Source organism: Streptomyces crystallinus (assembly GCF_039521265.1).
Lineage (GTDB): Bacteria > Actinomycetota > Actinomycetes > Streptomycetales > Streptomycetaceae > Streptomyces > Streptomyces crystallinus.
The window spans coordinates 293,333-305,451 of sequence record NZ_BAAACA010000034.1; the positions used below are offsets into that span (position 1 = coordinate 293,333).

Consider the following 12,119-nt stretch of genomic DNA (forward strand, 5'->3'; position numbering starts at 1 on the left):
CCGAGGTCTCCGAGCCCTACGAAGGCACCCACAACCGGCATACCTGTTTGAAGATATCAAAACGAACTTCCCGCTCAAAAGCGTTGAATGCCTGATGGCATGACTAGGACGCCGCATGACCAGCAAGGTCAAGGGCGATGCAAGGCACATGGAAGCACAGGCAAACCATTGGTAAATGCTGTGTAAAGTGTGTCCGTTCTACCCGTCTTGTTCTGAGAGGACCGCCTGTGCCTCGGCCCCCGAGCCATCGCATACGTACAACCGCGATGGCCACGCTGCTCGCGCTGGCCGCGCCGGCAACCGCCGCCTACGCCGATGGACTTCACGTCCAGCCCACATCGACCCAAACCCCCCGAACCACAGCGGAGGACGGCGCCCGCGCCGAGGCCCGCGAGACCGGCAAGCGGGTACGGGTCGACGCGGCGACCACCGAGACGAGCGAGCTCTTCGCCAACCCCTCGGGCACCATGACGCTGGAGGAGACCCTCGGCGCCCCCCAGCGCGTCAAGCGCGGCACCACCTGGGTCCCCGTCGACACCGCGCTGCACAAGAACGCCGACGGACGCTGGCAGCCGGCCGCCGCCGCGATGCGGATGTCCTTCTCCCCCGGCGGCAGCGGCCCGCTGCTCACCATGGAGGGCTCCGACGGCAAGGCCCTGTCCTACAGCTGGCCCACCGCCCTGCCCGCGCCCCGTATCGACGGAGCGGGCGCCCTCTACCCCGAGGTGCTGCCCGGCGTCGACCTACGGCTGACCGCCGCCGCGGCGGGCGTCGAGCAGGACCTGGTCATCAAGGACCGCAAGGCCGTCGACAACCCCGCGCTGGGCGAGCTGAAGCTCACCGCCCGCTCGGCGGACGGCCTCAAGCTCAGCGCCGACACGACCGGCAATGTGGCCGCCGCCCCCGCGCGCGGCGCCGAGGAGCCGTCACTGGCCGCACCCGCGCCGGTCCTGTCGGACTCCACCGGCGGCGGCCCGGGCCGCGACGACGCCCCGCAGGGCCCCGACCGCTCGCGCACCGCGCTCGGCGGCGCCGAGGTGAAGGGCACCACCCTGCGGCTGGCTCCCGACACCGCCTTCCTGCGCGCCGCCGCCACCCAGTACCCCGTGCAGATGAGCCAGCAGTACGCGCAGGGAAACCGCGCCAACTGGAGCCGCGTCTACAAGCGCTACCCCACGACCAGCTTCTGGAACTCGACCGACCCGGCGCGCGTCGGCTTCGAGAACGAGACCGACGGCCTCTCGCGCTCACTGTTCACCATGGACTCCCGCAACCTCAAGGGCGTCAAGGTCACCAAGTCGACCTTCCGCGCCTACGAGACATGGTCCTGGTCGTGCTCGGCACGGCCCGTAGAGCTGTGGCTGACCGGCCAGATCAACTCCAGCACCCACTGGAACAACCAGCCGAACTGGATCTCGAAGGTCGGCTCGGCGAACGTCGCCAAGGGCTGGGGCGGCGACTGCCCCGCCGGCGGCGTCGAGTTCGACGTCACCTCCACGGTGCAGAAGGCCGCCGAGGGCAGCTGGAACGACATCACCCTGGGCCTGCGCGCGGGCAACGAGTCCGACACGTACGCGTGGAAGAAGTTCAAGAACGACCCGGTGCTCGTGACCGAGTACGACCGGGCCCCCGAAACCCCCTCGGACGCGGTCACCGACCCCGTCATCGCCTGCGGCCGCACCCAGCCCTTCCCCAAGATCGGCAAGGTGCTCACCGAGAAGGGCATCGGGCTCCAGGCCACCGTCAACGACCCGGACGGAGGTGACGTCACCGCCAGGTTCACCTTCAAGCACTTCGGCGGCGCCGACATCACCACGCCCGAGACCACCGTCAAGTCGGGCTCGCCCGCCAAGGTCCGCATCGCCACCGAGCAGCTCAAGGACGGCGAGACGTACTCCTGGAACGTCCAGGCGCGCGACCCGTACGGCATGACGTCGGCCACCACCGAGACCTGCTCCTTCGGCGTGGACTTCACCCGGCCCGCCGAGCGGCCCAAGGTCTCTTCCGAGCAGTACCCCGAGGACAAGGCCGGCGCCTCCGCCCGCACACCGGGCGTCTTCGTCCTCGACGCCAACGGCATCGACGACGTCGAGTCCTTCCAGTACTCCCTCAACCACGACTTCACCACCGGCTCCAAGCCCGCGACCGTGAAGGCCGACAAGCTCGGGGGCACCGCCCAGGCGAAGCTCACCCCGTTCAAGTGGGGCACCAACACCCTCTACGTCCGCAGCGCGGACGGCGCGGGCAACCTCTCCGACACCTACAAGTACGCCTTCAAGACGGGGACCTCGCACGCCGACCCCGAGGGCGACATGAACGGTGACGGCTTCACCGACGTCTTCACCATCGGCGGCGACAAGCTCTCACGCCACCCCGGCAATGGCAAGGGCGGCTTCGGCGACGCCAAGGTCTTCGGCGGCGGATGGTCCGGCGGCAAGCTCAGCCACCGCGGCGACTGGACCGGCGACGGCTACGAGGACCTCTTGGCCCTGCTGCCGCTGGACCCCAAGAACCTGCGCCTCTACCCCGGCGACGGCATGGGAGACTTCCAGGCCACCACCACGCTGCCGCGCCCGGCGGGCGCGCCCAGCCCCGACTGGTCCAAGGTCACCAGCTTCGTCTCCGCCGGTGACATCACCTGGGACACCTTCCCCGACCTCCTCACGGTCGAGGACGACAGCCTCTACCTGTACCCGGGCACCGGCGACGGCAAGGTAGACACCCCGGTGAAGCTCGGCGCGACCGGCTGGGCCAAGACCGATCTCCTGGCCCCGGGCGACGCGGACGGCGACGGCCTCGCCGACCTGTGGGTGCGCGACGGCGACTCCGGTGACCTCTTCCAGATCCTCAACAGCACCGACAACCCGGGCAACTCCCTGGGCGAAACGGACCGCCGGGTGCGGATCGCCGACGGGCTCACGCGCAGCGCCCACCCCCAGCTCGGCGCCGACGGCGACCTGACCGGCGACGACCACGGCGACCTGTGGATCCAGACGGCGACCGGCCGCCCGGCCATCGTCGCCGGCCACCCGGACCCGGCGGCCGGAACGGTCTTCCGCGGGCCCTACCCCAAGGCGACGCTCGGCGACGCCGCGCAGTGGAAGGGCGTCAAGCTCAGCACCGCCGGCGACTTCACCGGCGACGGCAAGGCCGATCTGCTGACCGTGCGCGCAGACGGTGAGATCCGCGTCGCGCCGGGCACCGGCACCAGCTGGTTCGGCGCCGAGATCCAGGCGCAGTCCGCCAACAGCCTCTGGGCCAACCACGCCACCCTCATCACCGCCGGGGAGTTCACCGGAGACGGCAAGACCGACCTGGTCGTGCGCTGGAGCGACGGCGAACTCAGCCTGTACCCCGGCACCGGCGACGGCAGGTTCACCACCGACATCATGCTGGCCGCCCCGAGCGAGGCGTGGAAGAGCGCCGGCGCACTGGCAGCCGAGGACTTCACCGGCGACGGCAAGACCGACCTGGTCGCCGCCCGTTCCACCGGGGTTCTCAGCGTCTACCCCGGCAACGGCACCGGCGGCCTCGGCACCGAGAAGCAGCTCGCCGCGGCCGGATCGATCTGGAAGTACGACGTCCAGCTCACCGCGGGCGACTTCAACAAGGACGGCAAGGCCGACCTGATCGCGCGCTGGGTCGACGGAGAGCTCAGCTTCCACCCGGGCAACGGCTCCGGGGGCATCGGCCAGGACGTGACGCTCATCGCGCCGAACGCCGAATGGAAGGAGACCAAGGCGATCGCCGGCGGTGATTTCACCGGCGACGGCAAGGCCGACCTGCTCAGCCTCTGGAACAGCGGCCGACTGGCCCTCCAGGCGGGCAACGGCACGGGCGGCCTGAGCACACCGGGCGACCTCGTCTCGCCCTGATCACCCCGTTGTTCGCGACCGGCCGCACCCTCAGCGGGGTGCGGCCGGCCGTACGTTTTCGGCAAAAGACCGGGTGAACGTCTTCCGTGGGCTTGGCTGGTGACTGGCGCGCCGGTCTTCCGACGGTTCGTCTGATGTCGATCAGTCCGCCATGGCACACTCCCCGAAGACGGCCGCCAGAGGCGGGAGGCCATGCCGCTCTTGGCAGCGGCCGTCCGGCAGCGACGACATGTCCCTGGGGAGGCCCCATGCCCGCGCCGATACCCGTCACCGACGACCAGCTACGGCGTTGGGCCACCGAACGCGTAGACCGCTGGATCGACGACACCGAAAGCCGACTGCGGATGGCCGCTGAGCCCACGCAGATGCCGCCCCAGGCCCTCGCCGGAATCCCCGACAGACGCCGGCCGAAATGGCGAGACCTCGTACAACAACTGGCCCGTACCGGTGCGGATGCCTTCCGCAAAGCGGCCGCCCAGCGGCGCCCCGACATCGCGGCCCAGGCCTTCGCATTGCTGCGCGCCGCCGAACCGCGCCTGACCGACCGCGACATGGCGCAGCCGTCCGCCGCCGTCAAGACGATGCTGGACGGCCTCGCGGCCCAGACCGAAGCCGGGGCAGCACTCGCGGCACTGGCCACGGCCAGCTATGCCACGGTGGCCGAGCTCCTCGAACGGGCGCCCCTCTTCGACGACCTGCGCGCCGCCAAAACCGTCGAACTCGGCTATGTACGTGATTCGTTGCTGAACCTCATCGCGCCGTTCAGCCAGGCCCAAGCAGCGGTCACGGGGTCTTCCGCCCGGAAACTGCTGCCCCTGCTCGTCGAGGAGACGGCCGTCGGCGCCGCCGCCCGGGCCGCCGTGCCCGACCTGGCACGTGTCGAACATGACTGTGACCTAGCCCTGCGCAACTCGCTCGGCATGTCGCTCGGAGAGCAGTACCGAGCGCTGGTGGGCCCCCTCAATGCCGCACGCACCGCGGCGCAGACGGCGATGGACCGTCTTGCCCCGGCTTCGGCCGCGTACGGCGCCATGCTCGCCGCCTTCAGGGACCGTTGGATCGACTCCCACTGGGACAGGCCCTACAGCGCCCTCGACAAGCTCTTCGACTTCTACGGGCTGACAGCGCTGCGGGCGGTGCTCGCGATCTCCCCTCAACAGGCACGCAAGGTGGCCTACCAACTGGATCCGCCCTACGACCGGTTGCGGCCCGACGACCCCGCCATCGAGCTGGTGCCGGACTTCTGCCGGATCTTCCCCAGGAACACCACGGAGAACGTACTGATCTGGGCATTCAACGAACTCACCAACACCACGGAAGAGCCCGGCGCCTGGCTCCGCTCCCTGGAACACCAGCTCACCGGCAACCCGGCGACCACTCCATGGCCACCCGAACTCGGACCACCCGCACCCCCCGACAACTGACCGCTCTCCCCCCACACCGCCGTGGTGGCAACCGGTTCGCCGGGCCGGCTCAGCCCTCGTACGCCCGCCCCGTGGCCAGGCTGACGGCCGTGGTGGACAGCAGACCGGTGATGGTGGCACCGATGACGAGGAAGACGGCGGCGCTGGCCAGTTGCGTCGACGTGCTCAGGTCAGCGGTGAAGGGCAGCAGCATCATCGCCACGGTCACCAGCGAGGCGATCCAGGTGAAGAAGGCGCGGGGCCGGGGCACGGCGAGGAGCAGCAGGTGCAGCAGTCCCGTGGCCACCAGCGCGGCCACCGCCGCCCAGGCGGCGAGGTACCCCGTCGTGGCGTCGCCCCAGACACCGGCCCGGCGGGGCGCGAAGAGAGGCACGTCCAGTACGCCGCGCATCAGCAGTGTCCCTACGACGGCGGCCAAGGCAGCGACCACGGCGGTGGCCACACCCGTCGCCCACAGCCGCCCGGCGGACACTCCCGACGGCGGCGCCGGCTGGGCGGTGGAGTAGGTGGGGGCGCTGTAGGACGGGTAGTCCCCGTAAGGGCTACGGTCAGACACAAGATCACCTCGGTGAACGTCACGGTGCTGATTGCGGGCGCCGGTCGGGGCCATGGGTTGCGCCTGTCCGTCCGGCCGACGTGGCGACGGGTGCCCGCCTCCCGAGCGAAAACACGCCGAATCGCCGCAGCGCCGGCGAGGGATCCGGGTGTCGACCGCACGCGGCCGCCCGCGCCCCCGTCGTCCGTTGCCGCGCAGGTCAGCCCCAGGCCGTATCTGGGGCTCCGGAAACCGAACGCTATGCGAACGCGTCCCTGAGGGTCGATACGCTCAATCGGTCGCTGTATCGCACCAACACGGGGATGGCATGAGTCAGGCGCTCTATACGGAACGGTCGTGGAATCCGCTGGCGCGGACCGCCGAGCTGACGGAGGAAGGGCTGCGTCGCGGCGGCAAGGTCACGCCGCTGAGCGAGCTGAACCTCCCGGCCATGGCGGAGGCGTTCCAGCGCGGCCACTGGCTCGGCGGCGGCGGTACGGAACGCCCTCTGGACCGGCTGGCCGAGGGCGGCGGGGTCGTCCCGGTCACTCGCGTCACCGGCACCACCGCACCCGTGAAGGTACAGCGGGCGGCCGAATTCGCCCGCGCACTGGGAGAGTTGGCGGTGCGGCACTGCGGAGGGCCCGCGCAGGTGCACGCCTTGGCCGAGCAAGCGCGGGCGGCGGGCGTGCCGCTGTGGATCGCCCGACGGCACGCGCAGGGTCCCGCCGGTCCGGTGGCGGTGGCCGTGGACCGCCGGCTCGTACGTGTCGACGTGTGGGGGCCGGGCGCTCCCGCCGTACGGGTCCGGGCTCCGCTCGGGGTTCTGAGCAGCACCGCCGACCAGGCGCAGGGGCTACGGATGACCGTCGGAGAGATACCGGCCGTCCTCTGTCTGAAAAGGAAGCTGCGCAAGTCCAAGAGTTACGCGCAGGCACGGCTGCCCCAGGGCGTCTGGGAACTGCGCCGGGCGGACAGCACCAGTTCGTGGCTGCTGCGGGACGAGCGGCGGGTCGCCCTCCTCCAGCGCCCGCCACGCCGCCGCCGGGAGCTGGATCCCGGAACGGTGCTGCTGCCCCTGGCACCCGTGCGCTACGAGAGCCCGGACCCGTTCGACGCCGTCATGGCTCAGGCCTTCGCGGCCACCTTCGGCCTCGGAGACACCACGGGCACGGCCCGCTTCCGCCTCCAGCGCCCGCAGACCAGCGGTGGCGAACCCCTGGCCAGCGACGACGCCTGGGACCGCCCCTGGTTCAGCAACCTGGGCACCGGCGGGGACGACAACGAATCGGGCGGCTCGGACGGCTGGGGCTCGGACGGCGGGGACGGAGGAGACGGGGGCGGCTCCGACGGAGGAGACGGCGGGGACGGAGGCGGGGACTAGGTCCTGTGACGGGGGTCACGAAAACGGCAGGTTTGCTGTCCGGTCTACGCGGTACAGGCTCGGGGCAGCTTGATCACATCTCCTACAACCGCCCATCACACGAACATCCCCTCATCACTTCGCATTTACTACAGCCAGGTATCGTTGTGCACACTTTCCTCACGGAAACCGTCGGGGGTTCACCGGCGCGCGAATCAGTGCCGGAACGGCTCTACGGCAGACCCCGTCATGTCGTACCGCCAGCGTTGGAACGAGGTTGTCATGCCTGAGACGTCAGTAGAGACGTCCCGCTCACTGGCTCGGGCTACGTCGGCGGGCACCGCCGCCGAGGTGGGCGAGCCGGAGCTGCGTCAGCTGCTCGCCGGGCTGACAGCCGTGCGCGACGGCGACTTCGGTACTCGGTTGCCGGACGAGTCGGAGGGGCTGCTGGGAGAGATCGCCTCCGTCTTCAACGGCATGGTCGACCAGCTGTCCCTGTTCACCTCGGAAGTGACCCGGGTCGCGCGGGAGGTCGGGACCGAAGGGACGCTGGGCGGCCAGGCGGATGTGCCGGGGGTGTCGGGAACGTGGGCGGATCTGACCGACTCGGTCAACGCCATGGCGGGCAACCTCACCACGCAGGTCCGTGACATCGCCCAGGTCGCGACGGCGGTGGCGCGCGGGGACCTCTCCCAGAAGATCGACGTGGACGCGCGCGGGGAGATCCTGGAGCTGAAGAACACCGTCAACACGATGGTCGACCAGCTCTCCGCCTTCGCCGACGAAGTCACCCGCGTCGCCCGCGAAGTCGGCAGCGAGGGCCGGCTCGGCGGCCAGGCACAGGTGCCCGGGGTCGGCGGCGTCTGGCGCGATCTCACCGACTCGGTGAACTTCATGGCCGGCAACCTCACCGATCAGGTCCGTAACATCGCGCAGGTGACCACGGCGGTCGCCCAGGGAGACCTGTCGCAGAAGATCACGGTCGACGCGCGGGGCGAGATCCTGGAGCTGAAGAACACCATCAACACGATGGTCGACCAGCTCTCCGCCTTCGCCGACGAAGTCACCCGCGTCGCCCGCGAAGTCGGCACCGAGGGCAGTCTGGGCGGACAGGCCGACGTCAAGGGCGTCAAGGGTACCTGGCGGGACCTCACCGATTCGGTGAACTTCATGGCCGGCAACCTCACCGCCCAGGTCCGCTCCATCGCCCAGGTGGCCACCGCCGTGGCCAAGGGCGACCTGTCGCAGAAGATCGGCGTGGACGCCCGGGGCGAGATCCTGGAGCTGAAGAACACCATCAACACGATGGTCGACCAGCTCTCCGCCTTCGCCGACGAAGTCACCCGCGTCGCCCGCGAAGTCGGCACCGAAGGCAACCTCGGTGGCCAGGCCGACGTCAAGGGCGTCTCCGGCACCTGGCGCGACCTCACCGAATCCGTCAACGTCATGGCGGACAACATCACCGCTCAGGTGCGCTCCATCGCCGAGGTCACCACCGCCGTCGCTCAGGGAGATCTCTCCCAGAAGATCCGCGTGGACGCCCGGGGCGAGATCCTGGAGCTCAAGGACACCATCAACACGATGGTCGACCAGCTCTCCGCCTTCGCCGACGAAGTCACCCGCGTCGCCCGCGAAGTCGGCACCGAAGGCAACCTCGGCGGCCAGGCGACCGTGCGGGGAGTCTCCGGCACCTGGAAGGACCTGACGGACAACGTCAATGTCATGGCCTCCAACCTGACGGGCCAGGTGCGCTCCATCGCCCAGGTGGCCACCGCGGTGGCCCGGGGTGACCTGTCGCAGAAGATCACCGTCGAGGCCAAGGGCGAGGTCGCCGCTCTCGCCGGGGTCATCAACACGATGGTCGACACGCTCTCCGCGTTCGCCGACGAAGTCACCCGCGTCGCCCGCGAAGTCGGCACCGAGGGCCGCCTCGGCGGCCAGGCACGGGTGCCCAACGTCGCCGGTACCTGGAAGGACCTCACCGACAACGTCAACTCGATGGCGAACAACCTCACCGGGCAGGTCCGCAACATCGCCCAGGTGACGACCGCCGTCGCCAACGGTGACCTGACGAAGAAGATCGATGTCGATGCCCGGGGCGAGATCCTGGAGCTGAAGACGACCATCAACACGATGGTCGACCAGCTCTCCTCGTTCGCCGCCGAGGTCACCCGTGTCGCCCGCGAGGTCGGCAGCGAGGGCCGCCTGGGTGGACAGGCCGAGGTCGAGGGCCTGGCAGGCACTTGGAAGCGCCTGACGGAGAACGTGAACGAGCTGGCCGGGAACCTGACCCGGCAGGTCCGCGCCATCGCCGAGGTCGCCAGCGCGGTCGCCGAGGGCGACCTGACCCGGTCGATCACCGTGGAGGCCTCCGGCGAGGTCGCCGAGCTCAAGGACAACATCAACGCGATGGTCGGCTCCCTGCGCGAGACGACCCGGACCAACGAGGAGCAGGACTGGCTCAAGTCCAGCCTGGCGCACATCTCCGGGCTGATGCAGGGCCACCGGGACCTGGCGGTGGTGGCCGAGCTGGTCATGGACGAACTCACCCCGCTGGTCTCGGCGCAGTACGGCGCCTTCTACCTCGCCGAAGAGACCGCGGACGGAACCGAGTTGACCGTCGTCGGCTCCTACGGACGCCCGGCGGGCATGACCGGACACGACCGGTTCAAGCCCGGCGAGTCCCTGGTGGGACAGGCGGCCCGCAGCCGCCGCGTCATCGCCGCCGAAGGTGTCCCCGCCCACTACATCGGGATCTCCAGCGGGCTGGGCACGGCAGCGCCCGGCGGCCTGATCATCCTGCCCATCGTGGTGGAGGAGCAGGTCCTCGGCGTCATCGAGCTCGCCGCGTTCACCCCCTTCACCCCCATTCACCGGGACTTCCTCGAACGGCTCATGGAGACGCTCGGCGCCAACGTCAACACCATCCTCGCCAACGCGCGCACGGACGAACTGCTGGACGAGTCTCAGCGCCTGGCCGCGGAACTTCAGGCACGCTCGGAGGAGTTGCAGGTCCAGCAGGAGGAACTGCAGCGCTCCAACGCCGAACTGGAGGACAAGGCCCAGCTCCTCGCCTCCCAAAACCGTGACATCGAAGCGAAGAACCTCCAGATCGAGCAGGCACGCCAGGAGCTGGAGGACCGCGCCCAGCAGCTCTCCCTGGCGTCGAAGTACAAGTCGGAGTTCCTGGCCAACATGAGCCACGAACTGCGTACCCCGCTCAACAGCCTGCTGATCCTGGCCCAGCTCCTCGCGCAGAACCACACCCGCAACCTCACCCCCAAGCAGGTCGAGTACGCGGGCATCATCCACTCCGCGGGATCCGACCTGCTCCAGCTGATCAACGACATCCTGGACCTGTCCAAGGTCGAAGCCGGCAAGATGGACATCCACCCCGAGCGCGTCGCGATGCGCCCCCTGCTGAGCGACATCGAGGCGACGTTCCGCCCGATGACCACCCAAAAGAGCCTCGACTTCACCATCAGCACCGCCGCGGGTGTCCCCACCGAGCTGTTCACCGACGACTCACGGCTGCGGCAGGTGCTGCGCAACCTCATCTCCAACGCCGTCAAGTTCACCGAGTACGGCAGTGTGGAGCTGTGCATCGAGCCGGCCCAGGACGAGGAAGTACCCGCCACCGTCCACCAGGGCAGCCCCGTCGTCGCCTTCCGGGTCAAGGACACCGGCATCGGCATCGCGCCCCAGCATTTGGAGGCGATCTTCGCGGCGTTCCAGCAGGCTGACGGCACCACCAGCCGCAAGCACGGCGGCACCGGGCTGGGCCTGTCCATCAGCCGGGAGATGGCCCACCTGCTCGGCGGAGCCATCACCGCACACAGCACACCCGAGGTGGGCAGCACCTTCACCCTCTACCTGCCGTCCTCCTCCACGACCCTCCTCGACCATGCGGCCGGCGGCGAGCCGCAGACCCGCACCCCGGACACGGCCAACGACCTGCCGCTGTCCGACCCGAGCCAGCCGCCCACCGCCCCGGCGGAACTTCCCACCCGCCGCCCCAGGCGGCTGCTCGTGATCGAGGACCGCCATCGCGGCCTCCTCTCGCTGGTCGCCGAGAGCGCGGTCGCCCATCTGGAAGGCAGTCCGGAGCTGCCGGGCGAGCGCGGCCACGCGGTCGTCACCGTCGTCGGCGCTCAGGAAGCGGCGACCGCGCTCGCCGCAGAGCCCTTCCACTGCGTCGTCCTCGACGTCGACATGGCCAACAGCGAAGCGTGGACGTTCCTCGACGCCATGGACGGCGATGCCGCCCTGCGCCAGGTTCCCGTACTGGCCCACAACAGTCAGCGCCTGCACACCGAGCAGGAACAGGCCCTCCAGAACCGGGCGGCCGAGCGCCCCTTGGAGATCCTCTCCAGCCTGGACGAACTGCGCGAACGCATCGCCCTGCACCTGGCCGCCGAACAGCCCGGCGACGTCATCGCCCTCGTCCGGGGCGACAAGGCACGCCACCAAGAGGCCGACGGCATCGACGAGACCCTGCGCGGCCGTACCGTACTGGTCGTCGACGACGACGCCCGCAACCTCTTCGCCATCAGCGGCATCCTCGAAATCCACGGCATCCACGTCCTGCACGCGGAAGACGGACGCAAGGGCATCGAGACCCTGTGCGCCCATCCCGAGATCGATCTCATCCTGATGGACGTGATGATGCCCGAGATGGACGGCTACGCCGCGATCACCGAGATCCGGCAGATGCCCGAGTACGCCGACCTGCCGATCATCACCGTCACCGCGAAGGCGATGCCCGGGGACCGGGACAAGAGCCTTGCCTCCGGCGCCAGCCACTACATCACCAAGCCGGTGGACGCCAACGACCTCCTGAGCTGCATCCGGCACTGGCTCGGTGACAAATGAGCCCCGCCCCGGCCCGCCGGACCACCGCGCTCCCCCACCCATTGCCCTCG

The 12,119-nt window shown here is 69.7% G+C and carries 5 protein-coding genes; 4 read left to right on the plus strand and 1 reads right to left on the minus strand.

The features are described 5' to 3' along the window. Nucleotides 1-266 precede the first annotated feature (266 nt). Together ABD236_RS24055 and ABD236_RS24060 are read left to right on the plus strand one after the other, a co-directional pair. Complete coding sequence (locus ABD236_RS24055; RefSeq protein WP_344076629.1) at nt 267-3,875, plus strand: FG-GAP-like repeat-containing protein; 3,609 nt, start codon at nt 267-269, stop codon at nt 3,873-3,875. A gap of 248 nt (nt 3,876-4,123) precedes the next feature. Beyond that, on the plus strand, nt 4,124-5,299 hold the full coding sequence (locus tag ABD236_RS24060) for a hypothetical protein (RefSeq protein ID WP_344076631.1): 1,176 nt from the start codon (nt 4,124-4,126) through the stop codon (nt 5,297-5,299). Nucleotides 5,300-5,348: 49 nt separating this feature from the next. Here the strand turns inward: ABD236_RS24060 and ABD236_RS24065 are convergent, their stop codons facing one another. After that, nucleotides 5,349-5,855: a DUF6069 family protein gene (locus tag ABD236_RS24065; RefSeq protein WP_344076633.1), complete on the minus strand. Its 507-nt coding sequence runs from the start codon at nt 5,853-5,855 to the stop codon at nt 5,349-5,351. Between the two features lie 307 nt (nt 5,856-6,162). Here ABD236_RS24065 and ABD236_RS24070 point away from each other — a divergent pair, with 307 nt between their 5' ends. After that, the gene (locus tag ABD236_RS24070) at nt 6,163-7,218 is read left to right on the plus strand and encodes a hypothetical protein (RefSeq protein ID WP_344076635.1); all 1,056 of its coding nucleotides are present in this window, start codon (nt 6,163-6,165) and stop codon (nt 7,216-7,218) included. A gap of 261 nt (nt 7,219-7,479) precedes the next feature. Continuing rightward, nucleotides 7,480-12,069, plus strand: coding sequence for a HAMP domain-containing protein (locus ABD236_RS24075; protein WP_344076637.1), 4,590 nt, complete (start codon nt 7,480-7,482; stop codon nt 12,067-12,069). Nucleotides 12,070-12,119: the final 50 nt, after the last annotated feature.

Coding starts and splice junctions, on each gene's coding strand:
- ABD236_RS24055 (WP_344076629.1), top strand. CDS start 267: ATGGCCACGCTGCTCGCGCTGGCCGCGCCGGCAACCGCCGCCTACGCC.
- ABD236_RS24060 (WP_344076631.1), top strand. CDS start 4,124: ATGCCCGCGCCGATACCCGTCACCGACGACCAGCTACGGCGTTGGGCC.
- ABD236_RS24070 (WP_344076635.1), top strand. CDS start 6,163: ATGAGTCAGGCGCTCTATACGGAACGGTCGTGGAATCCGCTGGCGCGG.
- ABD236_RS24075 (WP_344076637.1), top strand. CDS start 7,480: ATGCCTGAGACGTCAGTAGAGACGTCCCGCTCACTGGCTCGGGCTACG.